Origin of the sequence: Photobacterium piscicola, from assembly GCF_046058925.1 — a bacterium.
GTDB lineage: Bacteria > Pseudomonadota > Gammaproteobacteria > Enterobacterales > Vibrionaceae > Photobacterium > Photobacterium piscicola.
The window spans coordinates 2,482,076-2,507,215 of record NZ_CP175534.1 but is presented as its reverse complement, the minus strand read 5'-3'; the positions used below and the strand labels follow the sequence as shown (position 1 = coordinate 2,507,215).

24 protein-coding genes are annotated in these 25,140 nt (G+C 38.9%); 15 read left to right on the top strand and 9 right to left on the bottom strand.

The window, feature by feature from the left end:
- Positions 1-37: 37 nt before the first annotated feature.
- From ACJZU6_RS11850 to ACJZU6_RS11840, 3 genes are all read left to right on the top strand, one after another.
- Complete coding sequence (locus ACJZU6_RS11850) at positions 38-1,498, top strand: glutathione synthase (protein WP_408900319.1); 1,461 nt, start codon at positions 38-40, stop codon at positions 1,496-1,498.
- 129 nt (positions 1,499-1,627) lie between these two features.
- Entirely contained in the window at positions 1,628-2,101 is a 474-nt protein-coding gene (locus tag ACJZU6_RS11845; protein ID WP_235865862.1) for a hypothetical protein, read from the top strand.
- Positions 2,102-2,278: 177 nt separating this feature from the next.
- On the top strand, positions 2,279-2,902 hold the full coding sequence (locus ACJZU6_RS11840) for a MarC family protein (RefSeq protein ID WP_408900318.1): 624 nt from the start codon (positions 2,279-2,281) through the stop codon (positions 2,900-2,902).
- Between the two features lie 89 nt (positions 2,903-2,991).
- Here ACJZU6_RS11840 and ACJZU6_RS11835 read toward each other — a convergent pair whose 3' ends face one another.
- A complete protein-coding gene (locus tag ACJZU6_RS11835) occupies positions 2,992-3,381 on the bottom strand; it encodes a hypothetical protein (RefSeq protein ID WP_241956824.1) in 390 nt (129 codons plus the stop codon).
- Between the two features lie 442 nt (positions 3,382-3,823).
- On the bottom strand, positions 3,824-4,087 hold the full coding sequence (locus ACJZU6_RS11830) for a hypothetical protein (protein WP_408900317.1): 264 nt from the start codon (positions 4,085-4,087) through the stop codon (positions 3,824-3,826).
- Between the two features lie 177 nt (positions 4,088-4,264).
- Between ACJZU6_RS11830 and ACJZU6_RS11825 the strand changes: the two genes are divergently transcribed.
- The 3 genes from ACJZU6_RS11825 (at position 4,265) to ACJZU6_RS11815 (ending at position 9,362) form a co-directional block, all read left to right on the top strand.
- A complete protein-coding gene (locus tag ACJZU6_RS11825) occupies positions 4,265-5,350 on the top strand; it encodes an efflux RND transporter periplasmic adaptor subunit (RefSeq protein WP_408900316.1) in 1,086 nt (361 codons plus the stop codon).
- Positions 5,347-8,415, top strand: coding sequence for an efflux RND transporter permease subunit (locus ACJZU6_RS11820; RefSeq protein ID WP_408900315.1), 3,069 nt, complete (start codon positions 5,347-5,349; stop codon positions 8,413-8,415). Before ACJZU6_RS11825 ends, ACJZU6_RS11820 begins: the two co-directional genes overlap by 4 nt.
- Positions 8,416-8,867: 452 nt before the next feature.
- Complete coding sequence (locus ACJZU6_RS11815) at positions 8,868-9,362, top strand: hypothetical protein (protein ID WP_080156881.1); 495 nt, start codon at positions 8,868-8,870, stop codon at positions 9,360-9,362.
- 70 nt (positions 9,363-9,432) lie between these two features.
- On the opposite strand, the gene rsmS is transcribed toward ACJZU6_RS11815, so the two are convergent.
- The 4 genes from rsmS to dinG are packed head-to-tail and all read right to left on the bottom strand — an operon-like array spanning position 9,433 to position 13,106.
- Positions 9,433-9,603 carry a pleiotropic regulatory protein RsmS gene (gene rsmS, locus ACJZU6_RS11810; protein WP_080156880.1) on the bottom strand — a complete coding sequence of 57 codons (171 nt, stop codon included), beginning with the start codon at positions 9,601-9,603 and terminating at the stop codon, positions 9,433-9,435.
- Between the two features lie 39 nt (positions 9,604-9,642).
- Entirely contained in the window at positions 9,643-10,194 is a 552-nt protein-coding gene (gene priC / locus ACJZU6_RS11805) for a primosomal replication protein PriC (protein ID WP_408900314.1), read from the bottom strand.
- A 24-nt stretch (positions 10,195-10,218) separates the two neighbouring features.
- Complete coding sequence (locus tag ACJZU6_RS11800; RefSeq protein WP_107275343.1) at positions 10,219-10,992, bottom strand: TSUP family transporter; 774 nt, start codon at positions 10,990-10,992, stop codon at positions 10,219-10,221.
- Positions 10,993-11,021: 29 nt separating this feature from the next.
- Positions 11,022-13,106 carry an ATP-dependent DNA helicase DinG gene (gene dinG / locus ACJZU6_RS11795; RefSeq protein WP_408900946.1) on the bottom strand — a complete coding sequence of 695 codons (2,085 nt, stop codon included), beginning with the start codon at positions 13,104-13,106 and terminating at the stop codon, positions 11,022-11,024.
- Between the two features lie 533 nt (positions 13,107-13,639).
- On the opposite strand from dinG, the gene ACJZU6_RS11790 reads away from it, so the two are divergent.
- A complete protein-coding gene (locus ACJZU6_RS11790; RefSeq protein ID WP_408900313.1) occupies positions 13,640-14,635 on the top strand; it encodes a porin in 996 nt (331 codons plus the stop codon).
- A gap of 152 nt (positions 14,636-14,787) precedes the next feature.
- On the top strand, positions 14,788-15,429 hold the full coding sequence (locus ACJZU6_RS11785) for a DUF2057 family protein (RefSeq protein WP_408900312.1): 642 nt from the start codon (positions 14,788-14,790) through the stop codon (positions 15,427-15,429).
- 113 nt (positions 15,430-15,542) lie between these two features.
- Here ACJZU6_RS11785 and ACJZU6_RS11780 read toward each other — a convergent pair whose 3' ends face one another.
- Positions 15,543-15,890: a conjugal transfer protein TraR gene (locus ACJZU6_RS11780; protein WP_080157183.1), complete on the bottom strand. Its 348-nt coding sequence runs from the start codon at positions 15,888-15,890 to the stop codon at positions 15,543-15,545.
- A gap of 355 nt (positions 15,891-16,245) precedes the next feature.
- Here ACJZU6_RS11780 and ACJZU6_RS11775 point away from each other — a divergent pair, with 355 nt between their 5' ends.
- The 5 genes from ACJZU6_RS11775 to recR all read left to right on the top strand — a co-directional run bounded on the left by ACJZU6_RS11775 (position 16,246) and on the right by recR (position 20,706).
- Positions 16,246-16,662 carry a YbaN family protein gene (locus ACJZU6_RS11775; RefSeq protein ID WP_255418333.1) on the top strand — a complete coding sequence of 139 codons (417 nt, stop codon included), beginning with the start codon at positions 16,246-16,248 and terminating at the stop codon, positions 16,660-16,662.
- A gap of 125 nt (positions 16,663-16,787) precedes the next feature.
- Complete coding sequence (apt, locus tag ACJZU6_RS11770) at positions 16,788-17,333, top strand: adenine phosphoribosyltransferase (protein ID WP_080156875.1); 546 nt, start codon at positions 16,788-16,790, stop codon at positions 17,331-17,333.
- 278 nt (positions 17,334-17,611) lie between these two features.
- Positions 17,612-19,738: a DNA polymerase III subunit gamma/tau gene (gene dnaX / locus ACJZU6_RS11765; RefSeq protein ID WP_408900311.1), complete on the top strand. Its 2,127-nt coding sequence runs from the start codon at positions 17,612-17,614 to the stop codon at positions 19,736-19,738.
- 35 nt (positions 19,739-19,773) lie between these two features.
- Positions 19,774-20,103, top strand: a complete 330-nt coding sequence (locus ACJZU6_RS11760; protein ID WP_045041700.1) for a YbaB/EbfC family nucleoid-associated protein — start codon at positions 19,774-19,776, stop codon at positions 20,101-20,103.
- Positions 20,104-20,106: 3 nt separating this feature from the next.
- Positions 20,107-20,706 carry a recombination mediator RecR gene (gene recR / locus ACJZU6_RS11755; protein WP_080156873.1) on the top strand — a complete coding sequence of 200 codons (600 nt, stop codon included), beginning with the start codon at positions 20,107-20,109 and terminating at the stop codon, positions 20,704-20,706.
- 88 nt (positions 20,707-20,794) lie between these two features.
- Here recR and ACJZU6_RS11750 read toward each other — a convergent pair whose 3' ends face one another.
- Positions 20,795-21,343, bottom strand: coding sequence for a regulatory protein ToxS (locus tag ACJZU6_RS11750; protein WP_080156872.1), 549 nt, complete (start codon positions 21,341-21,343; stop codon positions 20,795-20,797).
- A complete protein-coding gene (locus ACJZU6_RS11745) occupies positions 21,334-22,212 on the bottom strand; it encodes a transcriptional regulator (RefSeq protein WP_080156871.1) in 879 nt (292 codons plus the stop codon). Before ACJZU6_RS11745 ends, ACJZU6_RS11750 begins: the two co-directional genes overlap by 10 nt.
- Before the next feature lie 190 nt (positions 22,213-22,402).
- On the opposite strand from ACJZU6_RS11745, the gene htpG reads away from it, so the two are divergent.
- Together htpG and adk are read left to right on the top strand one after the other, a co-directional pair.
- Positions 22,403-24,304 (top strand): molecular chaperone HtpG, encoded by a 1,902-nt coding sequence (htpG, locus tag ACJZU6_RS11740; RefSeq protein ID WP_080156870.1) that lies wholly within the window; start codon positions 22,403-22,405, stop codon positions 24,302-24,304.
- Between the two features lie 142 nt (positions 24,305-24,446).
- On the top strand, positions 24,447-25,091 hold the full coding sequence (adk, locus tag ACJZU6_RS11735) for an adenylate kinase (RefSeq protein ID WP_036795529.1): 645 nt from the start codon (positions 24,447-24,449) through the stop codon (positions 25,089-25,091).
- Positions 25,092-25,140 lie beyond the last annotated feature (49 nt).

Below are 25,140 nucleotides of genomic sequence, written 5' to 3'. Positions count from 1 at the left end.
AGTGTCAAATTAGGCTAGATTAAAGAGCGATTAAAGTATGAATATCAATAAAAAAACAGTGATTGCACCACAGATTATTGAAGATGTTTGTGAATGGGCAATTATGCATGGTGTGGCTTTTCGTCAAGCGGATAATACAGCCAAGCACTGTCCATTGAGTATTGCTCCGATGACGATAGAGCGAGAGGTTTATGCGCATTTACGTCGTGTGGTGCCGCTTCTTACTAAATTGATCAGTAATGTGGCTGAAGATCCTGATTTTTTACAATCCTCATTGAGTGATATGGCAAAAGCGGATCCTTTCTTTGGTCGTTTAATGGCGCTTCATCAGCAAATCCATGGCACAGCCACTCACCCACTTGATCCTGCTCGTCAGCCATTACTGTTAATGCGAACGGATTTTATGGATGATCGTCAATATGGCGCTAAAGTCATTGAATTTAATGGTATTGCTGCGGGGATGGCTCCATTTGGACAACGTGCAACTGAATTTCATGCCTTTATGCAACGCCAATGGCCTGAAACCTATCAATCATGGTTAGAAGATACCGCAGCAATACCCGCTGAAAATGAAGGCTTAACACAATTAGCTAATGGCATTGTGACCGCTGCAACCCAAATAAAAGCCGATTTTAATGAGCAAGGCTCACCGGTATTTTTAATGGTGGTGCAGAAAAATGAAGATAATGTTTATGATCAGCATCTGTTAGAAATAGCGTTGCAGCAACAAGGCGTGCGTACCGTAAGACGTACCTTTGAACAATTAAGTGCCCAATTAATAACTGGCCCAAATCAACGCTTGATCTTAGACGGGGTTGGCGCGGTAGATGTGGTGTATTTACGTGCGGGTTATCAATATTCAGATTATTGCGCTCCCGAGCTTAATGAAGCGGTGTGTTGTTATACTTTAAGCCAAATACGCGTTTTTATTGAGCAGCACCATGTTGCTCTTAATGCTACGGTTGGTCAGCAGCTGGCAACCAGTAAAACGATGCAAATGTTATTAACCATGATGCCAGCCCAAGAGTATGTCCGTTGGGGAGTTACTCTTGAAGAAGCCCAGCTAATTAAAAGTGTGTTAGCAGAAATGAAGCCGATTAATACTGATACGATTCATTGGTTTAATACTGAAGCGATAAAAAGTGAATGGGTACTTAAGAATCAAGGCGAGGGCGGTGGACACTGTGTTTTTGGCGATGATATTAGTGCAACGTTAGCGAAATTAACGGTTGCTGAATATGATGCTTGGGCGTTAATGCAGCGTTTATATCCTCATGAACGAGACGTACCTACTGTTGCTATTCGTGATGCTAAATCGACGGTCGTGAATGATTTAGTCAGTGAAATAGGTTTATTTACCGCTTATTTTAAAGGCCAGCCCGTTACTGACCTTGATGGTTACGCGGGATATTTAATTCGTAGTAAGCCTGCAAGTGAAAATGAAGGTGGCATTCATAGTGGTAAAGGTATTTTAGACTCTTTAGTATTGATTGATTAACACTGCAGTATAAAAAACTGTATAAATACCAAAGCTGAAAATAAAATTACGGTAAAAGCTATTGCGTTATTATCGCTAATAGTCATATTAGATGACTATTAGCGACATTTAGCCATTGGAGTGCACGCAGTGCTTAACCGAACTACCGTTATTTCTTCATTTTTGCTTTCATTAAGTTTTATGGCTCCTAGTGCCTTTGCTGGTACGACACAGCACAATAGTTACCAAGCGCTCCCTGCGCAAAATGAAATCGTGACCAAAACAGATTTCGGTAATCAAGCTTATATTTTTCATTTTACTAATAACGGCCAACGCTTATCTCGCATTGATTTTCTTGATCATATGGAAACACGAGCAACAGCATGTCGTAATTGGTTATATGTGCCTGCTTTCAGTAATTTAAATGTTGCGGATGAAATTGTATTACGCGTAAATACTCACTACGATCCTACAACACATAATTGTACTGCATATGCTTATTCTGGTAATAATTCAGGCAATATGGACAAAGTACTGACATTATTTCAAAAGAAAGAGTATGTCGATATTGCTGGATTTAATCTCTCTGCGAATGGATTTACCGCGGCAGCTGAGAAATTGTAAAATCGAGTTATTATCTTTTTATTGATATCTTTCAAAAAGATATCAATAAATTGAAATTAGACGTTTATTTGTAGCATTGTCAGGCTAGGTTTATAACCAAAACTAAAATCTTTAATAGAATAAGATGACTATCTTATTAGTAAATGGAATTTGTATTCATTATCGGAGAGGTGATTTTTGCTTAGTATTATAATTACTCAGTTTGTTGTGCTTTGGGCTGTTATTGATCCTATCGGGTCGGTGCCAGTTTATTTATCACAGACTCAACATTTAACATTAAAACAGCGTCGTAAAGTGGCATTAAAAGCTGTTGCGATTGCGAGTGGCGTTTTGATTTTTTTCTTAGTCGCTGGGCAATTATTACTTGAAGCAATGCAAATTCCACTGCCTGCATTTCAGGCGGCTGGTGGTTTAGTATTATTACTGTTTGCGTTAACGATGATTTTTGGTGAAAGTAAGCCAGAACAGGAACAAAAATTAACTCAAGATATTAGTCATTCAGAACTTGCGGATCTCGCTGTTTATCCTTTAGCTATTCCCTCGATAGCCTCTCCTGGTGCCATGATGGCGGTGGTGATGTTAACTGATAACCATCGTTATTCAGTGGTGGATCAAGCAATAACCGCAGGGGTGATGATGGCGGTTTTATTTGTCAGTTTGCTATTACTACTGAGTGCGACAACAATTCAAAAATGGATTGGTAATATTGGTGCCGCTATTATTAGCCGTGTAATGGGATTGATTTTAGCCGCAGTTGCGGTGAACAATTTATTACAAGGAATTAAAGATTTTTATATTTAGTTTAAATAGAGTAGTACTAATATAAATAGTATCGTATCTAAATTAAAAAATATAATTACAGGTGGTTAAATAAATAACCACCTTTTTTATTACTGGCAGTTACCAGATAAACCATTATTAATGCGGTTTTGTTGTTGAGTTTTACCTGAATCAATAATTTCTTGTTTTACAAATTCAAGCGTTTTATTTGGTGTCTGTGCATGTAATTGTTTAGCAATAGTATTAATTTTGGCTGTATTACCTGCTGCCGCATAGTTTGCACCTAGTGCAATAAGTGCTGCAGAACCTCTCATATCATGGTTATTCTTTGCAATATTTTCTAATGTATTTAAGCCAGACATATCACAGTGATCAAGTTTTTCAGCGGCTTGAACTAAATCTTCGCCTAATACCATATTACCTGCAGCCTCTTTAATTGAATTACAACCTGCTAGTACTGTGCTTGATAATAGTAATGTAATTAGAATTGATTTTTTCATGATAGGTCCTGTTATATTGGATAATAATATATTTATATAAGTTCATTAAATAATAATATGTATTGAAATGTTTTTATTTAATGGGTGTCTGCATTGGAAATAGATGCTAAAGATTATTTAAAATACATGCAAATATATACACGGCTAGCAAAAAAATAACTGTAAACTATTATTTACGTAATTGAGAATTATTATCACTTGTATTTGAATGTGACAAAATATTATTGTGTTCTAATTTTAACGTTTACTTTTTTGTTACATTTAAAACTATTGTTATTTATTAGGTAGTTAATGTTTGTTTTCGTTTTCTAAGGCTCTCAACGGATATTTTTCATGCTTAAAATATAAAATATTTATTGTGACGATAAATATTTTTAATCAACATAGTGGGTTTTATAAGATCGAATAAAAAACAAGCTTCTCATTGTTTGTTTTATGGTCATTATCGAGCGGTTGTGGCTTGACTTAATGCTTCTACATTTTGTATGTGTTTTTCAGTGATAGTTGATACTAATTGTTGTTTGGTTATTTGCTTACAAGCGCAAATAATTTTAGGTGCTGCAATATTGTCTTTGCCATTGAGAAATTGATGCAATGCTAATTCATCACTGCGACAGGTAAGAATGTTTGCTGGTGGGTTAATCATCGGCTTATTGTTATTTTCTTGAATCAGTAGTGAACGGACACATCGGTCATTATTCAGCATGATAATTCGGCGATGTTGAGCGCCAATTGCTCTTTTTGTCTTAGTTAATGTAAAACAGCGTAAAGTTCACAGGTAATGATGTATTAAACAATCAGCCTTGATAATATTGTATTCCTTATGGGTATATTGTGCTGGTTTATCCTAGCTCATATTGTTTTATGTTCTAGGAAATAGATCATGTTAAAACGAACAGCGGTTTCAATGTTGGTTATTACTACCATGGCATTTACGTTGGTAGGTTGTGATGGTGGTTCAAACACTATCGCTATAGCGCCAGTGGCTCCTGTGATTCAAGTTGAAACGCAGCCAATTAAATCACGTACTATTATTCAGCAAGTGACGGGCTATGGTGTGGTAAAAAGCCATAATGTCGTGGCATTAAAATGTTTACAGACCAATAAGATCACGGCCATTTTGTTTAATGCAGGTCAAACTGTCACTAAAGGGCAGGTATTAGTACAATTGGATCCACAAGTAGCGGAAGCTAAAGTCGCTCATGATCAAGCATTGTTAGTGGCGACGCAGCAGGCATGGCAACGTCAAGCGCAGTTAAGTGCCAAAGGTCTAATTTCACGTAGTGTTTATGATGACAGTGAAAGTAGTTACAAACAGGCGTTAGCACAATTTGATCAAGATAAAAGTTTATTAGCTCAGTTGACAATTAAAGCGCCGTTTACGGGCGTAATTAGCTCAACCGACTACCATGTTGGGGATATTGTTACCGTGGGTAATAGCCTAGCAACGCTATACACGCCACATCAATTAAAGATTGAATATCAACTACCTGCATTACATCGCCAGGATTATAAACTAGGACAGCATGTCTTGGTGCAATCAGAGCTAATACCATCGATTCAAGAGACTGGACGTGTGATTTATATTGCACCCAATACCGCTACGGGGTTAGTAACATTACAAGCGCTGTTACCGCCATTCGCTCCCTTTTCTGCTGGACAATACCTCAAGGTTGTTCAACAAACACAACGATTACCTCATCAAATAACGATACCGACATCCGCTTTGATGACCAATATTCAAGGGGCTCAAGCTTTTGTTGTGGTTGATAATATAGCGCGGTTACGCAATGTAAAAGTAGGTGATTATTATGATGGCTATGTACAAATTTTATCGGGCTTAAACGTTGGTGAGCAGCTTGTTGTGAATGGTCAAAATTATTTACGTACCGATCAAAAAGTAGAGATTGTTCATCCTCAACATGTACATACCAATACCAATACTCAACCACAAGCAATTCAAGCATGAAATTAACTGAACTTTGTCTTCGTCGCCCAGTATTGTGCACCGTATTATGGTTAATACCCGTATTTATAGGGTTGTTGTTTAGTCAAAAGTTACCTTGGCGTTATACACCTCAAATTAGTCAGTCAAAAATTCAAATTGTTGTGTATGACAATGCTATTGCTGCGCAAAATATGATGACGGAAGTACTGATTCCGATTCAAAACGCTATCGCGGGTACGGAAGGGATCCGTCATTTAACAGCAACGGCTCACCAAGGTCGAGGCAGTATAATTATTGATGTAGCTACCAGTATTGATGAACATGGAATAGATACCTTGGTAAGTGAGATCCATAATGATATCGGTAATATTGAAAGTCAGTTACCGGATGATATAACACCTGATGTTTTTAAATCTGATGATCAGGGTATGCCTGCAATGCTGATTGGTTTAACGCCTGGGCCACATCAACAACAATATGAATTTCATCAATATGGTATTAATTCGTTATTACCACAGCTTGAACAGTTGCCCGCAGCAGGAGCGGTAAGTGTTGCTCCTAGCTCTGCACAATCAGTGTTAATTACGATCAATCCAGATAAAGTGCAGCACTATGGCTTGACGCTAAATAAGGTTATCAACAAATTAGCTGATATTGACAGTATTACCGCATTAAGTGGTCAAACATCGGGAACACAAAGTCAATACCAATTAGTATCAACAGGGGCTATTTCAAATTTAACGGCGATTAGTAATACCATTGTGGCGGTATATGGCCAACAACCGATTCGCTTATCACAAATTGCCACGGTAACCATAGGTACACCCAGTAGCCAACTTGAATTGCAGCCTTTAGTGGATTTTTCAAAGAAGAATGCGATGCTGTTTGTGCTTAATCCACAATATACTGCGACGGCTAATCCGTTAGTGTTATCACAACAAGTACACCAATTACTTAATTCGACTACCCTACCAAGTGGTATGAAAGCGACGGTATTGTTAGATAAATCGACCTTTATTATTACTTCTCTCAATGATGTTTATTTTGCGATTGGATTAGCTGTACTGTTAGTTGCTGGCGTGATTTGGTTATTTTTAGGTAACTTACGTATTGCTTTGATTCCTATTGTGACCATTCCGGTGTGCTTATCTTGTTCGTTTATTATTTTAAAGCTCGCAGGGTTTAGTATTAATTCATTAACCTTATTGGCGATGTTATTAGCGGTTGGGCTGGTGGTTGATGATGCGATAGTCGTGGTTGAGAATGTTCATCGTCAGTTACGGCATCACTCATCTGTGCGTAAAGCGACCGTGGTTGCTTGTCGTCAAATTGGATTTGCTATTATAGCGACTACCTTAACATTAGCGGCGGTTTATATTCCTGTTGGACTTGTCGATGGTATTACTGGTCAGTTGTTCCAGCAGTTTGCGTTTACCTTAGCGGGGACTGTGATTATTTCTGGTGTGGTGGCATTAACGTTATCGCCGATGATGTGCAGTAAAATGATGAATCATCACCCCGCGGGTCGATTTGAAACGTGGATTAATAATAAGTTAACTCATTTAGCGATGGTTTATCAGCGCGTATTAGCCTCAACTATCGATTATCGTAAAATGACATTAGTGTTGATGGTGATTATTTTAGTCAGCAGTTATTGGCCATTTATGCAGACACCATCAGAAATGTTACCTGCAGAAGATTCCGGGCAAATCTTTTTGTTTCAGCCTTTAGTGGGCAGCAGTGACGATGCTACTGAGCAACGAATGATCAACAATATGAATAAGCAGTTGCGTCAGATCCCTGATATTGCGCATGTGGCTATTTTGACCAGTAGTGATTTTATTCGTGGTTTTGTAACGTTAATACCATGGGATCAACGTCAGCTATCAGCACAGGCGATCAGTGAAAAGATCGATGCGCGTTTAAAAGTAGGTGGTAATACGGTGTTTACTGGTGTGATCCCCGCCATTGAAACGGGAGGTGGGCGACATGGTAATAGTAATGGCATTGATATTAATGTTAGCAGCAGTGCTGATGAAAAAACGTTATCCCAACAGATGACAGTGCTTGCTCATAAGATTCAGCAGTCGCCGTTATTTGTTCATGCAAGAAGTGGATTAAAATTCGATCAAAATCAGTTTAAGATCCAGATCAACCGTGTGCTGGCATCTCAATATGGTGTGTCGCTGTATAATATTCAGCAAGTGTTAAAATTAGCCATGAGTGGTAAGACATTCAATAATGATATGAGCTATCAAGGTGCTAATTATCCTCTCCATTTACAATTAGCGTCGGCTTATACTTTAACACCGAATGCACTCTTACAACTTAGGATCAGTAATAATAATGGTACCTTAGTGCCATTATCTGAGTTGATTAGTATTAATAATCAATTAGGGCCACACGCGCTTAATCAATATGATCGTGCGACATCGGCGTCATTATCGATTCGATTGGCTGATGGTGTCAGCATGGGGCAGGGGATCAATGCGTTAAATAAAATGTTACCAACGCTTCTGCCGACCAATGCGCGTTATAGCTATGTTGACAGCGCCAAACAATATTTAGATGCCAATCAACAAATGCTATTCGTCTTTATTGCAGCATTAGTGTTTATTTACATGGTATTAAGTGCACAGTTTGAAAGTGTGGTAGATGCATTAGTGGTGATGTTGTCATTACCTATCACTATATCTGTCGCTTTGTGGGCTTTATATTTTAGTGATTACAGCTTAAATGTGTATTCACAAATTGGTTTAATTACTTTAATTGGATTGATTTGTAAGCACGGTATTTTGATCACTGAGTTTGCTAATGAATTACAAGCTCAAGGTTATTTGCCTCGCGCTGCAATTTTAGAAGCAACTAAAACGCGCTTAAGGCCGATATTAATGACCTCATTAACTATGATTTTGGGCACATTGCCGCTGTTATGCGAAGCTGGGCCAGGAGCAAATGCAATGGGATCGTTAGGAATAATTATTATCGCAGGTATGGCACTCGGTATTGTCGATCCTTTATTTGTAGTGCCAAGTATGTATGTCATGGTGCAAAAATTAAAACGTTCCAAACCGATACCGTCATAACGAAGTAACTCGCTTATTATCACGATAGATTATTTGTCGTGATGAACGCGGCTTTATTGTTACTATTGGTACAAATGTTAATACTATCATTGTGTGAAAAACCAACTAAACTTTAAGCATAAATATGTGTGTTGTTAGTTAATTTGTTCATCGTGATTAGCCAATACGACGTAACGGGCAAATGTGTGGTGTTAATGACGGTTTAATGCTTGGTGAAAAAATAGATGTTGATGCAAATTAACGTTTTTATATTGCTAGACAAATAGTTACAATCTGCTGATTGAAAATCAATCTAGCAGTGCTTTATTTTTGTTGTTGAAAACGGCAGAATGAGCATACATTTGAGCTCTGTCTCCTATTTGAACTAATTTTTGATAAAATATATAGCAGTTTATCGAGTAGGTGGTAAGGTCTCACCGCATTCCGAATTCTTAAAGTAAAAGGTTACAAATATGTCTGATGTACCAGAGTCTGTTGCAAACGTTGCCGCTGTCGCTCAGCCTGTTGCTGAATCTTCAGGTTCTATCTGGGGTTATGTTGCAGCTGGTAGTGTAGCGTTATTGGTGCTAGCGGGTATCTTCGCTTATCGTAAAATTAATCAACCAGCATTTGTTATTAATCAGGTTCGTAAGAAAAACCTTAAAGAAATGAAAAAACAGGGTACTGAAAACTCTGAATTTATGGTTGATATGGATCGTTTACTTGATTCAATTTTACGTTACACAACTGAAAATAAAAAGAAAGGCTCTGATGTCGTCACATTGCTTAAGCCATTGAACGATAAAGAGCGTATTAAAACGCCACGTGATATGTACCAATCAATGATCTTCATTGCTAATGATGTTAATGATACAGCGCTTGCTAAGGATCTGAAAAATAAATCAAAGCAAGTAAAATCAAGTTCAGCATTGATGGCTGGTTTGCTAAAGCGTGCGGGCATTAACTAATTTATTTTTAAGATAAAATAGATATTATAAAGGGCTGATTAATTCAGCCTTTTTTTATGGCTGTTGATTATTATTTTGATGATGGTGATTGCAGTTTTTTCTCAAAATCATGACGCACAATATCAAGTGCGGATAAAACGATTTGTGGATCTATATCGTTATCTTCTAATAGGCAGATTAAATCAACTGCAAGTTTAATTTCTGCTGGTGCATTGTCTAATGATGTTGGTGCATTACTCATTAATGGATCTCTTTGGTTTGGTGTTGAGAATAGAGAAGATTAGCCTTTTCTCTCACGGCGATTAATCTCATTTTCGAGTGTTATTAATGCTGCTTGGCAACGGCTTATACGGCCTTCTAAGGCAAGGATCTCTTTTTGAGCTTGTTGCTGTTCAAGCTGAGAACCACAACGGTTGAGTAACGATTCTTTATCTCGAAGCATAGCTTTTAAACGGCGTTCCCAATCTCTATGCTTATTAAGATCTTGGTATACGTCATTGATCGAACGTTGCCATTTAGCGGCTTGCTGTGGTTCATTTTTACGAATATGTTGGGTTGCGAGTTCACGTTGAATGGCATTTATTTGAGCGATAAGTTTCTCACACATATGCTGGGTACGTTCAGGCAATAATTTACCCGCTTGTTGTTCTTTTTGTAGTGTTGCCAGTTCTTGTGTAATTTCAACAACGCAAGGTGTGAGTAATTTACTTCGATGACGAAATAATTGTTGATCAAATAATGGCCGCTGCGCTTCACCGCGAAGACGATCGGCTTCTTCTGCTTGATGTTGTAGTTGTTCAATAAGCGTTTGTAATCGAGAAAGATCAATCATTGTTATACCTATAAACGGGTATGTTTAAAACCACGCTTGCCACGCTAATTTAGCAGCAAGAATAAACACGACCGTAATAAAAACGGGACGAATAAATTTAGCGCCAAAATGAATGGCCGAATGAGCCCCTAAATATGCACCTATCATTAAACATACGCCCATAATTAAACCTAGCGCAATATTCACATGACCCAAGATAATGAACGTAATAAGTGAAGTTATATTACTGGTGACATTCATGGCTTTTGCGAGTCCACAAGCGCGTAGCATATCTAATCGATATAAGACCAAACTTGATACCGTCCAAAATGCGCCAGTTCCGGGGCCTGCTAAACCATCATAAAAACCTAAGCTCGATCCTTGTAGCCACTGTTTACGTTTAAAGGTTTTGGTTACCTCTGGTAATTGTGTTTGATCAGGATTTGGGTGTGGATGCCATAAGCTATAAATAGCGACCGCAAAAATCACTAAAGGTAGGATTTTTTCTAGCCATGCACCACTGATGAGATTCACTGTCAGCGTACCAATAATTGCGCCGATAAAAGTTGCAACAAAGGACGCCTTCCAAAATTGTGGATTAAATAATTGTTTCTTGTAATACGTCCATGCCGCCGTTGAGGAAGCAAAGCTTGCTGCCAGTTTATTGGTACCAAGTGCGATATGGGGGGGAAGACCAAGGGACAATAGAGCAGGAACGGTAAGCATGCCGCCACCGCCTGCTACTGCATCAATAAATCCTGCTGCTAATGCAACTACGCCAAGTATCGCTAATGTACCTGGTTCAATCATATCAATCATTTAAATGCTTTTTATTATGGCTAAGATGATTAGTTGTATTCAATTACGCGCTTAAATGGAGGCAAAGAATCAAGTAATGCCTTTCCATAACGACGATTAATAATACGACGATCTAAAATAACCACTCTACCAGAATCGCGTTCTTTTCGCAGCAGGCGACCTACTGATTGAATTAACTTTTTACTCGCTTCTGGAACAGAAATTTGTAAGAAAGGGTTACCGCCTTTACTTTCAATGTATTCTGCATGTGCTTCTTCTACTGGTGATGTTGGTACGGCAAATGGAATTTTAGTTATAATTAGGTTTTCTAATAAATCCCCAGGTAAATCAAGACCTTCAGAGAAGCTTCCAGTGCCAAATAAAATGCTAGGGATGCCATTTTTACAATTGTCTTTATGTTTTTTTAGCGTTTCGTTACGTGATTCTTCACCTTGAACCAGTAATTGCCACTTGTTTTTCTTGGTTAATGGTCGCAAGGCATCGGCGACTTTGTTCATTTGCCAGTAAGATGAAAATAATACTAAGCTTGCGGTTTCACCTTCAAGGTATTCAGGCAATACTTCTATCAGTAGATCGGTAAATTGTTCTGCTTGTGGCTCAAGTTTTAGCGCTGGAATAACTAACCGAGCGTTGTTTTGATAATCAAACGGTGATGCAAGTGCAAGAAAACGCGTGCCTTCTGCTTCTGCATCAGAGATTCCCGCTTGACGACAAAAGAAGCTAAATTGATTTAATGCACGTAATGTTGCCGACACCAAAATAGCGCCCGCAGCACGGCTCCATAACAGTTGATCAAGACGATAGCCGACTTCTAATGGTGATACTTCAATGATGTAATCATTCTCACGTTCAGGACTTTTTTCTATCCAACGTGCAAGTGGTGCGCCTTTTTTATGGTTGGGTTGTGCCATTAAAGACCAAACTTTTTCTAAATTTTCAAGGCGTTGAAGGTAAAAACCGATCTCAGTAAGTGCTTGCTCACCTAAACGTGGAATAATGACATTTTCCTTGGTACGTTCAGCGATAAGATCTTGAATTTTACCTAATGATTGTAATGCTTTCTTACTGGCATCTTTACAACCTTTTGCTTCTTCTTCGAGCCATGCGGGTAATTCACCATGCTCAAAGCGATAGACACCATCTTTATTGAATTTGCTTGAATCAATAGTGTTGGCGATTTGATTTAAAGTCGGTACTAAATGCTGCACGCTGTCTTGAATTGCGTTTTGGAATCGGTTTGCTTTTTGGTAGTCGGCCAGCTCAGCAAATTTAGCCACAATTTGATTGAGTTTTTCAAGCCATGTAGCAGCCCCTTTGAGGCTGGATGCGGCAGATGAAAAGTCACGCGCGACTTGTGGTAAATGGTGTGCTTCATCAATCACATAAATGGTCTGTTCCGGCTCAGGTAAAATCACACCACCGCCTAATTCAATATCAGCCATTAATAAGGCATGGTTTGCCACAATAACATCTGCTTTATCTAGATGTTCTCGTGCTTTAGCAAAAGGGCAGCTACGGTGTTTAGGCATTCCTGCATGGCAGCTGTGTTTATCCGCCATAATTTGTTGCCATACTTTGTCTGGAATCGTTGTCGGCCAGCTATCACGATCACCATCCCATTTGTTTTGTTCAGTAGCTTTTAGCATCCGTTTAAGTAAATCAAGATCGGATTTTTTTGGTTTTTCTTCCCACATTCCCAGTTGTAATTCGCTATCGGTTGAACAACTTGCTTCTAATTTGTGGTTACAACAATAGCGTTGACGTCCTTTGGCAAGAATAAAGCTAAATTCTCGTGGGAAAATTTGATTAAACAACGGTAAATCTTTGGTAATTAATTGCTCTTGAAGGGCGACGGTTGCCGTTGAAATCAACAGTTTTTTATTATTGAACAATGCAAAAGGGATCCCGCCAATTAAATAGGCCAGAGATTTACCAATACCCGTCCCTGCTTCTGCAACGAGAACTCGATTCTTTTTATGGTATTCACCTGCGAGTGTTTTCGCTATTTCTGCAACTAAATAGTTTTGTGCACGACGAGGAATAAAGTTATCGAGTTGATGACCAAGGTTGATGTAACACTGTTTGATGTCGCTTTTTATGGTGTTGTGCAGCATGGTTGAAACTTCATAAGGGCCGGGAAAAGCATTATAGCATGAAGCACTAAATGTGAGCGGTAACAAAAATTACGCTATTTATATTTTAAAGTGAGGCATCGCTCACGATTTTTTATTTCTATTACATTTGCGTTATAGGCACTTTCTGCTAGTAAATTTAAATGCTGCTCATTTGAATTTAGCACAGTGTTTTATGCTGTTTTTTTTGTGTTTTTAGGTTGATTAGTTATGTAAAACACCGCTGTTCATAGGTATTAATTTAATGTTAATTGCATTTTTTTACTTATTTCTTTGTGATTAATATCGAATCTATTTTTCGTAACTATTTGTTTTTGTGATGTGTTTTATGTTTTTTTATATTTAATTTAGATTATTTGACAAAAATATTGAACTTCTGTCAGGATGTGAGCCATAAATTACTTCCTTTGTGTTTTAGTGTTTTGTTTTAAAAATAGAACTCATGACAGGGGAATATAAGGACAGGGAATCTCAGGACTGAGATTTACAACAATAAGAAAGGCAGTGGACATATCATGAAAAAAACTCTATTAGCGCTAGCAGTTCTAACTGCAGCTGGTTCTGCGAATGCTGGCATCAACCTTTACGATGCAAATGGCGTTAAAGTTGATCTTTCTGGCGCAGCTGAAGTACAATTCTGGAAAGATTATGCACCACAAAATGATGCTAAATTCCGTATTGATGATGCAGATCTTGCGTTAACAACAAGCATTAAAATTTCAGAGCAGTTAACAACTGTAGCTGGTATGGCTTTTGAATTCGAAGATGGCGATGTAACGAGTGATGAGTTATGGGCAGGTTTCTCTGGTAACTTCGGTACGTTAACATTTGGTCGTCAATACTTAGTATCTGATGATTCAGGTATTGGTAAAGATTATGAGTTAGGTTCTGAAGGCATTGACTTCGTACAAACAAATGGTAACAACGTAGTTAAGTATGTTTATGATAACGGTACTTTCTACTTTGGTGCTTCTCATGATATGAAAGACAATGGTCTAATTTCTGACGGTAGTGGTGATATCTCTCGTGATGTTAATACTTACGTAACTGATGCGCGTATTGGTTACCGCGTTGGTGGTCTTGACGCACGTGTTTACTACTATACTGCTGACAATATTCCTGGAACAACATTTAAACCAGCTGGTGTTATTGATGTTGAGGGTTACAACCTAGAAGCTGAATATGCATTTGGTCAATTTGGTTTAGCCGCATCTTTCGGTCAACTTGAATATAAAAATGCATTAGGCGTAGATAAGTTACGTGGAAATGTTTACCAAATTGCTGCTGATTACACGATGGATAAAACAACGTTTGCTATTGGTTACAACAATTATGATCGTCGTGATCAGAAAGGCGATACTTACGCAGTATATGCTAACGTAACTCAAAAAATGCATAACAATGTTAACGTATACGGTGAAATCGGTACAACTGACGCTAAGTTCCTAGAAAATGGTGAATCACGTAGCTCTGATTTCGGCTACGTAGCTGGTATTGAAGTAACATTCTAATCTGTTTATAAGAATCGTTATATAAAGCCGCCTCCTTGGCGGCTTTTTGCTACTTTTTGTTTTGTTAAGCAGAGGGTGGTTATTGTTATCGCGCTGACAACAGATAGTAGTGATAACAATAATCAGCCAATAAAAATATTAAGGATTAATACATGAAAAAAAATCTATGGCTATTAATGGCATTGTTTTCAGTAACGGCACAAGCTGCAACATTGACGGTGGCGGATAAAGTGAAGTTATTAGCCGTTGATGGTAAAGAAGTGAAAGGTCAAGGCTGGAGTGAGGTTGATAGCGTTGAGTTAACTGACGGTAAACACCAAGTTGTAGTTCGTTTTGATGGTGACGTTAAACGTGGTTCAAAAACAACAATTTATACAACTCGTCCTTATTTGTTTGATATTGATTTAGCGGATCAGAATGCTGAAATAATATTGCCTCGACTAACAACTGAATCACAAGCAAAAGCTTTTTTTGAACGTGGTGCAACATGGCAATTAGCCCTTGAAAATGGTGTAACAAAGCCATTGGTTGGGGTTGAGTTGCAAGGTGATGGTTTTGCCGCATACAGTGATATTGAAGCGGTTATTGCTGCTTATAATCGCGATAATGGCATTGTGATTGAACAGGGTAATGCTGTTGATTTACAACAAGTTTCAGTGAATGTTGATAATGAAACGGGGAAAGTTGAAATCACAGGCGATGCATTAATACAGCTTAAGATGTGGTACACCAAAGCGTCTAAAGAAGATAAAAAAGCGTTTAAAATTTGGATGGCCGAAAAAGATTTTAATTAGTCGTTACGCAGAAATTACAGTGTAGTGATGTAATGATTTTGTGATTTAAAAGTAAAAGGCAGCTTATGTTGCCTTTTACTTATTCGTAATAACAATATGACTTTTAGTGATAGTTAATCGTGATGATAACGACTATGTTCACGGCATGATTTGCATCGAGGCTGGGCTGGATCTTGTTCGAGATCGCTGTATTCAATCTCTTCTTCACAATCAGCACATAAGCCATACATTCCTAATTTAAATGAGCATACTGCAGCATCTACTTTTTCTAATCGTATTGCCATATCAAAAAGATTAGGAATAAAGGACGATTTAGCCATTACGATAAGATCATTGAGATCGGTATTATCTATTGTGTCGGCATTATTATTTAAATGATTGATTAGCATTTCATTTTTTAATTTTTCTGCTAGCGATGAGTATTCAGTTTCTAACGGATACTGAAAATTTTTATAATTCATATCGGTGATAGCCATAGTGATGATATTCAATAGGAAAGCTAGTGATTAATAATATTAGCTATGCTTTGATTGGGTGTTGTTATACTGCGATTAAATAAGTATCTAATGCAGTATCTCTATGTTTATTAGTCTAATCGAGATTCAATATACTGTTGTGATTTGAATCAATTCTTTAAACGAATTTAATAAATATTGTTTAATTTACTGCGAGATATAACGCTTACTAATGAATGATGCGGTATATTAACAATTAAAACTAATTATCGTTACACGCAGTAAATTACCTAATAGGAAAAATATTAGGGTTGTTTAATAGGTTGATTGAGGTAATAAAAGCTTGAACGAAGGAAAAAAGGTGAATAGTCGAGTGGTACGCTATATTTTAGTCGCTATTGGCTGGATTGCCGTCGTCTTAGGTGTCATGGGGATTTTTTTACCCTTATTACCTACAACGCCGTTTTTATTGTTAGCTAGCGCATGTTTTATGCGGGGCTCGCCTAAGTTAAATCATTGGCTTCATCAACACCCACAACTGGGACCTATTTTAGTTAATTGGCATCAGCATGGAGCCGTGACATCGGTTGTGAAACGGCGGGGATTGATCATGATCGTGCTCAGTTTTACTTTCTCTATTATTATGGTGCCATTATGGTGGCATAAGGGGATGTTACTGACGGGATGTGTGGTTTTATTGTACTGTTTTAATCGCTTACCCATTGTTGATATTCAACCTGATTCTGTGTCAGTTGCCGAACTCGACGAAAACTCATAAAATGCTCGATTGTCACATAAAAATACGGCTGTTATTAACGGCTCTATTTTTATGCTTTGTCTGCAACTAGCAGGCTTTAACTTAAGATTACTCTGTTTGCCGTCAGAGTAAGTACGGAAAGAATGATGAATCAAGAAACATTAAATTTAATTACCAATAGCATTAAATCAATTCAAGATTATCCTAAGCCAGGTATTCTTTTTCGTGACGTAACAAGCCTAATGGAAGTACCTGAAGCGTATCGCGCTACGATTGCGATTTTAGCTGAAAAGTATCAAGATCAAGGCATCACTAAGATTATTGGTACAGAAGCTCGTGGTTTCTTATTTGGTGCACCTTTAGCTCTAGCACTTGGGGTTGCATTTGTACCTGTACGTAAGCCGGGTAAATTACCGCGTGAAGTGATCGCTGAAAGTTATGAACTTGAGTATGGCAAAGACACGCTAGAAATTCATAAAGATGCGATTGTTGCGGGTGACAAAGTGCTACTTGTTGATGATTTATTGGCGACGGGCGGCACAATTGAAGCAACCACTAACTTAGTACGCCGTTTAGGCGGTGATGTTAAGGATGCGGCATTTGTTATCAACTTACCTGATATCGGCGGTGAAGCGCGTCTACAAGGCTTGGGTCTTGACGTTTACTCTATTTGTGATTTTCCTGGTCACTAATTAATACGCTATAGCTTAAGCATATTTCCTATTAAGGTGATAGTTGGCTAATCATTGGGCGCTTACTCTAGCGCCCTCTCGCTCACTAAACAGCACTATGCTAGCATTGATGCTGATTTCAATGTTTTACATACCTCATTACTATTTCGTTTATTTTCTTTGTTTTATAATGATCGATATCGGTTACTATCATTATAGCTATGATGGCGAGAATAAAAGAAAGAGTGGCGAGTTTCGTTACACCAGATGCAGTCCAGATTGATTAAGGTTATTTATAAATGAGTTATCAGGTTCTGGCCCGAAAATGGCGTCCCTACCAGTTTGCTGATGTGGTTGGACAATCACACGTATTAACTGCACTAGGTAATGCCTTAGAGCAAAATCGGCTTCACCATGCTTATCTTTTTAGTGGTACGCGTGGAGTAGGTAAAACGACGATTGCACGTATTTTTGCTAAAGGGTTAAATTGTGAGCAAGGCATCACAGCTACGCCTTGTGGTAAATGTACAACCTGTCGTGAAATTGATGAAGGACGGTTTGTTGATCTGCTAGAAATTGATGCTGCATCACGCACTAAAGTTGAAGATACACGTGAATTGTTGGATAACGTGCAGTATAAACCTGCACGTGGTCGCTTTAAAGTTTATCTGATTGACGAAGTGCACATGCTTTCACGTCATAGTTTTAATGCATTATTGAAAACATTAGAAGAGCCACCAGAATATGTGAAATTCATTCTGGCGACGACTGATCCGCAAAAATTACCAGTAACGATTTTATCGCGTTGCTTACAGTTTCATTTAAAACATCTTGATCACCAACAAATCCATGCCCAACTCGATAAAGTCCTAACGGAAGAGAAAGTCGAGTATGAAGCGCGTGCATTAGCGTTGCTAGCTCGTGCAGCTGAAGGCAGTATGCGTGATGCATTAAGTTTAACAGACCAAGCGATTGCATTGGGTAATGGTAATGTTAGTGCTGAAACTGTTGCGACAATGCTAGGTACATTAGATACCGATCAAGCGTTGTCATTACTTGAAGCGGTGGCAACAGCTGATGCTAATACTGCAATGGCAAGTTTGCAGCAGTTAGCCTCGATCGGTATTGAGTGGGACAGTTTATTACGTGAATTATCGGCACAATTGCACCGAGTGGCAATGTTCCAAGCATTACCAGCAAGTTTAGATGATAGCTTACCTGATGCTGAGCGAATTAATTTATTGAGCCAATTGATGACACCACAAGATGTACAATTGTGTTATCAAATTTGCTTACAAGGGCGTCAAGATCTGTCGTTTGCACCCGATGGCCGTACTGGCTTAGAAATGGTGTTATTGCGTATGCTTGCTTTCCGTCCTGTTAGTGGTGGCAGTATTACGCCTCAGGCGATTGTGGTGCCGAGTAGTCAGCCTGCACCGTTAGTGGCACCCGCGACCAGCGGTGTCTCGCGAGTACAAGCATTAAAAGCACAAATGCAAACACCGGCAACGAATAATATTCAATCAATGGTAGCACCTGTTGTCGCACCTCAGTCGGCAGCACCGATGGCTCCAGCACCAATGCCTGACGTTATTGTTGCGCCTGCGCCACAGGAACAATCATCAGTGCCACAGCCACCACAACCGGTGACGCAACCATCAATAGATGCTGCGCCTGTTCGACCATCGGCAGCATCAGGGTTATTAGCCGCGCGTAATCAATTACGTAGTCAGACCAAACGTGGCCAAGACGGACAAACAACGAGCACGTCGCCAAAAAAGGATCTAACGACGCCAGCTAAAAAAGTCGCAACTTCAGTGATGGATCGGATTGCGAGTAAGCAAACCTCGATGCCAACAATGAAATCCCATGCGATGCCGGCGTCGACAGTGGCGAATAATGCGACTGAAGACGATGAATATCGTTGGAAACCGATGGCAAAGCCAGCGTTAGAGGCCGATGTTAAGCCTGAGTTAACCCCACGAGTATTGAAGCGCGCTTTAGAACATGAAAAAACGCCTGAGATGGCGAAATTACTTGTCAATGAAGCTGCAAATCAGGATAGTTGGTCACAGTTAGTCACTCAGCTTGATGTGCCAAAATTAATTCAGCAATTAGCATTGAATTCGGCTTTTGAACGTGTGGATGATCACATTACATTGTATTTACGTTCAGCTCAGAAACATTTGCAAGCTGATCGAGCGACGGCACAATTAAACAGTGCCTTGAGTGAGGTGTTACAAGCACCTGTACAATTGTCGATTGTTTTAGGCGAGCAAGGTCAGACACCGCTTGAATTACGCGAAAGTTTGTACCAACAAAAATTGCTACAAGCGCGAGACAGTTTAGCTAACGATCCTAATGTTAATTTCATTTGTCAGCGTTTTGCTGCACAACTGGATGAAGAAAGTATTAGACCTGTTTAAAATTTTTAACCAGACCCGATAGAGAGAGAAGAGATATGTTTGGTAAAGGCGGTATGGGCAACATGATGAAGCAAGCGCAGCAAATGCAAGAGCGCATGCAAAAGATGCAAGAAGAAGTTGCTAACATGGAAGTTACTGGTGAATCTGGTGCTGGCCTTGTTAAAGTAACTATCACAGGCAGCCACAGCGTTCGTCGTGTTGAAATTGATGAAAGTCTAATGGAAGATGATAAAGACATGCTTGAAGATTTGATTGCTGCGGCATTCAATGATGCAGCACGTCGTATCGAAGAAACACAAAAAGAAAAAATGGCAGGTGTTACCGGCGGTATGAATTTACCTGCTGGCTTTAAGCTACCGTTTTAATCAATGCGAACCAGTCATTTACTGGAGCATTTGATGGAAGCCTTACGTTGTTTGCCTGGGGTTGGCCCTAAGTCAGCACAACGGATGGCTTTTAATTTGCTACAACGAAATCGTCAAGGTGGCTTACAACTCGCTGATGCGTTAAATCAAGCCATGACTGAGATTGGTCATTGTCGTGATTGTCGTACGTTTACCGAAGATGATGTTTGTGCAATTTGTGATAACCCTCGGCGTAAAGAGAACGGTATTATTTGTGTGGTCGAAAGCCCTGCAGATATTGTAGCAGTAGAAGCAACCGGTCAATTTTCAGGACGTTATTTTGTATTAATGGGCCATTTATCACCACTTGATGGTATTGGTCCTGCTGATATTGGTCTTGATACGCTAGAGTTTCGTTTACAAAAAGAAGCAATTAATGAATTAATTTTAGCTACCAACCCAACGGTTGAAGGCGAGGCAACTGCCCATTATATTGCTGAACTTTGTCATGAATATAATGTACCTGCGAGCCGAATTGCTCACGGTGTACCCGTTGGTGGCGAGTTAGAATTGGTTGATGGCACCACGCTATCACACTCTCTTGCTGGACGGCAGCGATTGTAGCCATGGTTATTATTGCAATAAAAAAACCGCGTTCTTTGAGCGCGGTTTTTTATTTACTGCTATTTATATAGTCTTAAGCGTTAAGGGATTATTTTGTTGAATACAACACCTTAGAGCCATGAGTGAGACTAGTCAGTAATAAGGTATGCTCGTTGATAGTGTCAATGCGCCGACTTTCTTGAGCATTCATCCTAAAGATATCTCTAATAATATTTAGCTGTTTACTATCAAAATCATGGTTTGAACCTGATGTGATATCTTTAAATTCTAATGGTTCTGTTAATAAATAGCCGCCACTGACATCCCATCGACCTGACTCTGAAATATGGATCGTTAGGGGTTGTGGTTCATCACTGTGTAACTCAAGAATCGTGATTCGAGAATAAGTATGGTTAGGTAAAAATACCATATTACTGCTTTGTTTTACTTTGCGTAATTCTTGCAGTGACGATTGTGGTAATGATTCTATTTGACTAATCGTCGTGCTTTGCCATTCACGCGACATCAACAACTGTTGTTGCTTGTAGTCTGTTGAATAATAAACCCATGAACACAGAGTAATTGAGCTAATTAAAATCAAAAAAGGCCAGTATTTGTGTAAAAGACGGGTTATTTGGTTAGAAGCCGTTAGCGACATAAATTTGAGTTATCCTTACCGCTCGTGAGTAAACGCAGTGTGACATTTTCTGCAGGCTGCTTACTACTATGTAAATAGTTTAAATACAATTGGTTATTTTGACCGCCAGTCACAATAACTTCCGACGGTTTCATCTCTGGATTATTGTGATATTGAATGTAACTGTTTACACAAGTTCGGATTAAATCCTGCCACTGTTTGATTTCAGTGTTATTTTTAGACGCATAAATAGTTACCCCATCAACATCAAATAAAGGTGTAAAAGCAACAGATTTTGGTGGCATGCTGAGGTTAACAATAATTGGCAATACAAACGCAATCGCTAATGCTAACCAACCTTTCCACGAGATCAATGTCGACTTATTTTCCTCTGATACTTTATCCTGAGGATAATGTGCAGTTGTAGGTGTATAGCTATACGCTTCTTTACGTGGTGAAGAAAGTATCGGTTCAAATTCTGGTGGTGTAGAAAGTACCGCTGGTTCATCAGTCTTTGTTTCGGGTTCTAATAACTGTTTTTGACAGATGTAACCCTCCACAGAAGCAATCATTTGATAGCCACGTTTAGGCACTGTTTTTACAAATTCAGGTGATTTTGTTGAGTCTTTTAATGCCTTACGCAAGGTCGAAATCGCTTGCGTTAGGCTCGAATCATCGACTTCAAACCCTTGTTCACGCCATACATAATCATGAATTCGTTGGCGAGTAATAATTAGGCTAGGATCTTCAATGAGCAAACTTAAAGCTCGACTTTCATTGCTACCAAGTCGAGTTAATTCATTATTATCACATTTATCTATTAAGCTGTTATCATTAGGATCGAAAATAAAACGATTTCCAATCAAATACTTAGTTGCATTTGCCGTCATTGGTTTAGCCTTGCCAAGGGTTTTATATAAATAGTATTTTATATGTTTTTTCTGAATACTATCTGAATCTAAAAATATAAAACCGTTACTCAAAAAATATAAAAATAAAAAACATGTTATTTTAGGTTGAAATCATACAGTTTGACCATATTTATCTTTATATACTACTCATAAATTTTTTGGAGTCGAAATGAGCGAGCAAACAGTTGATAATCAAAAGGAAACACGTGGCTTCCAGTCGGAAGTAAAACAACTACTGCATTTAATGATTCATTCTCTTTACTCTAATAAAGAGATTTTTTTACGTGAATTGATTTCCAATGCATCTGATGCTGCTGATAAATTACGTTTTAAGGCCTTGTCTCAAACAGCGCTTTACGGTAACGATGCTGATTTATGTGTAAAGCTATCAGTTAACAAAGATGCGGGTACATTAACCATTAGTGATAATGGTATTGGTATGACGCGTGAACAAGCGATTGAGCATTTAGGGACTATTGCTAAATCAGGTACTAAAGAATTTTTTGCTCAACTAAATGAAGATGAAACCAAAGATTCACAACTGATTGGTCAGTTTGGTGTTGGTTTCTATTCAGCATTTATTGTTGCTGATAATGTTACAGTCAATACTCGTAGTGCTGAAGTGAATGCCGAAGAAGGCGTAAGCTGGACATCAGCAGGTGAAGGTGATTACAGCATCGAAACCATCACTAAAACGACCCGTGGTACTGATATCATTTTACATTTGCGTGCTGATGAACAAGAGTTTTTAGAAGAGCACCGCTTACGTGAGATCGTTGGTAAATATTCTGATCACATTGGTATTCCTGTCTTTATTCAAACAGAAGAACAAGATGAAGAAGGCAAGGTTACTGGAACAAAATGGGATCAAATTAACAAAGCGCAGGCACTGTGGACGCGTAATAAGTCTGATATCAGCGATGAAGAGTACAAAGAGTTTTACAACCACGTCGCCCATGATTATGCCGAGCCATTAGCATGGAGTCATAACCGTGTTGAAGGTAAGCAAGATTACACTAGCTTATTATACATTCCATCAAAAGCACCGTGGGATCTTAATAACCGCGATGGCCAACACGGTCTTAAATTGTATGTGCAACGTGTGTTCGTTATGGATGATGCTCAGCAGTTCATGCCAACGTACTTACGTTTTGTGCGCGGCTTAATTGATTCAAATGATTTACCTCTAAACGTATCTCGTGAAATTTTACAAGACAACAAAGTAACTCAAGCACTACGTAAAGCGTGTACTAAACGTGTGTTACAAATGCTTGAGCGCATGGCGAAAAATGAGCCAGAGCAATACCAGTCATTCTGGAAAGAATTTGGTCAGGTGCTAAAAGAAGGCTTAGCTGAAGATTTTAGCAACCGCGATAAGATTGCAACGTTGTTACGTTTCTCATCAACAGAGAATGATACAGCAGAGCAGACGGTTTCATTAGCTGATTATCTTGGCCGCATGAAAGACGGTCAGGATAAAATTTATTACTTAACTGCAGATAACTTCAATGCGGCGAAACACAGCCCACACCTTGAGCAGTTCCGTGCGAAAGGCTTAGAAGTTATTTTGATGTACGATCGTATTGATGAATACCTAATGGGTCACTTACCTGAGTTTGAAGGTAAGAAATTCCAAGCGATCACAAAATCTGATCTTGATCTATCTTCATTTGATAATGCAGAAGAAAAAGAAAAGCAAAAAGAAACAGAAAAAGAATTCACATCAGTAACTGAGCGTACCAAAACATACCTTGGTGAGCGGGTTAAAGAAGTACGTCCAACATTTAAACTGCATGATACGCCAGCGGTAATGGTGACAGATGAAAATGAAATGGGCACGCAAATGGCGAAATTGCTTGCAGCAGCAGGTCATGAAGCACCAGAAGTGCAGTACATCTTTGAGTTAAATCCAGAGCATAGCTTAGTGAAGCAAATGGCGGATGAAGCTGACGAAGAAGTCTTTGGCCGTTGGGTTGAGTTCTTGTTTGGTGAAGCAATGCTTGCTGAGCGTGGCACAATGGACGATCCTTCACAGTTCTTAGCTGCCGTAAACAAATTGTTGGTTAAATAATCAATTAACCAATCAAAATCACAGACTATTCTGATAAATCATTCAATCGCAGCTTGGTCACAGTACCAAGCTTGCGACTGAGCGCTAATCAGTGTATTTTCAGTTTTTTGCAAATCTCCACTCTATTTTAAAGGGGAACACAATGCGCATTATCCTTCTGGGTGCTCCAGGTGCAGGTAAAGGTACTCAAGCTCAATTCATCATGGAAAAATTTGGTATTCCTCAAATTTCTACTGGTGATATGTTACGTGCAGCAATCAAAGCGGGCACTGAACTAGGTAAGCAAGCAAAATCAGTGATCGATGCAGGTCAACTTGTATCTGACGATATCATCCTTGGTCTTGTTAAAGAGCGTATCACTGCAGAAGATTGTGCAAAAGGTTTCCTACTTGATGGTTTCCCTCGCACAATTCCTCAAGCTGATGGTCTTAAAGAAAATGGCGTTGTTGTAGATTACGTTATTGAATTTGATGTTGCTGATGATGTGATTGTTGAGCGTATGGCGGGTCGTCGTGCTCACCTTGCTTCAGGTCGTACTTACCATGCTGTTTACAACCCACCAAAGGTTGAAGGTAAAGATGACGTAACAGGTGAAGATCTTGTTATCCGTGAAGATGATAAAGAAGAAACTGTTCGTGCACGTCTAACGGTATACCATAACCAAACTGCACCACTTATCGAGTACTACGGTAAAGAAGCAGCGGCTGGTAACACTAAGTACCTTAAATTCGATGGTACTTTACCTGTTGCTGAAGTAAGCGCACAGCTTGAGAAAGCACTAGCATAAATAACATTGTTGATTAGCTAATATTTATAATAGCTAATAACGATGTAAA

Excerpts from the sequence above, each read along its gene's own strand:
- ACJZU6_RS11790 (WP_408900313.1), top strand. The coding sequence starts at position 13,640 with ATGAAAAAAACTCTATTAGCGCTAGCAGTTCTAACTGCAGCTGGTTCT.
- dinG (WP_408900946.1), bottom strand. The coding sequence starts at position 13,106 with ATGCTGCACAACACCATAAAAAGCGACATCAAACAGTGTTACATCAAC.
- ACJZU6_RS11825 (WP_408900316.1), top strand. The coding sequence starts at position 4,265 with ATGTTAAAACGAACAGCGGTTTCAATGTTGGTTATTACTACCATGGCA.
- ACJZU6_RS11750 (WP_080156872.1), bottom strand. The coding sequence starts at position 21,343 with ATGTCGCTAACGGCTTCTAACCAAATAACCCGTCTTTTACACAAATAC.
- htpG (WP_080156870.1), top strand. The coding sequence starts at position 22,403 with ATGAGCGAGCAAACAGTTGATAATCAAAAGGAAACACGTGGCTTCCAG.
- ACJZU6_RS11830 (WP_408900317.1), bottom strand. The coding sequence starts at position 4,087 with ATGCTGAATAATGACCGATGTGTCCGTTCACTACTGATTCAAGAAAAT.
- ACJZU6_RS11785 (WP_408900312.1), top strand. The coding sequence starts at position 14,788 with ATGAAAAAAAATCTATGGCTATTAATGGCATTGTTTTCAGTAACGGCA.
- ACJZU6_RS11820 (WP_408900315.1), top strand. The coding sequence starts at position 5,347 with ATGAAATTAACTGAACTTTGTCTTCGTCGCCCAGTATTGTGCACCGTA.
- ACJZU6_RS11760 (WP_045041700.1), top strand. The coding sequence starts at position 19,774 with ATGTTTGGTAAAGGCGGTATGGGCAACATGATGAAGCAAGCGCAGCAA.
- priC (WP_408900314.1), bottom strand. The coding sequence starts at position 10,194 with ATGATTGATCTTTCTCGATTACAAACGCTTATTGAACAACTACAACAT.
- ACJZU6_RS11800 (WP_107275343.1), bottom strand. The coding sequence starts at position 10,992 with ATGATTGATATGATTGAACCAGGTACATTAGCGATACTTGGCGTAGTT.
- ACJZU6_RS11835 (WP_241956824.1), bottom strand. The coding sequence starts at position 3,381 with ATGAAAAAATCAATTCTAATTACATTACTATTATCAAGCACAGTACTA.
- apt (WP_080156875.1), top strand. The coding sequence starts at position 16,788 with ATGAATCAAGAAACATTAAATTTAATTACCAATAGCATTAAATCAATT.
- adk (WP_036795529.1), top strand. The coding sequence starts at position 24,447 with ATGCGCATTATCCTTCTGGGTGCTCCAGGTGCAGGTAAAGGTACTCAA.
- dnaX (WP_408900311.1), top strand. The coding sequence starts at position 17,612 with ATGAGTTATCAGGTTCTGGCCCGAAAATGGCGTCCCTACCAGTTTGCT.
- rsmS (WP_080156880.1), bottom strand. The coding sequence starts at position 9,603 with ATGAGTAATGCACCAACATCATTAGACAATGCACCAGCAGAAATTAAA.
- recR (WP_080156873.1), top strand. The coding sequence starts at position 20,107 with ATGCGAACCAGTCATTTACTGGAGCATTTGATGGAAGCCTTACGTTGT.
- ACJZU6_RS11780 (WP_080157183.1), bottom strand. The coding sequence starts at position 15,890 with ATGAATTATAAAAATTTTCAGTATCCGTTAGAAACTGAATACTCATCG.
- ACJZU6_RS11815 (WP_080156881.1), top strand. The coding sequence starts at position 8,868 with ATGTCTGATGTACCAGAGTCTGTTGCAAACGTTGCCGCTGTCGCTCAG.
- ACJZU6_RS11745 (WP_080156871.1), bottom strand. The coding sequence starts at position 22,212 with ATGACGGCAAATGCAACTAAGTATTTGATTGGAAATCGTTTTATTTTC.
- ACJZU6_RS11850 (WP_408900319.1), top strand. The coding sequence starts at position 38 with ATGAATATCAATAAAAAAACAGTGATTGCACCACAGATTATTGAAGAT.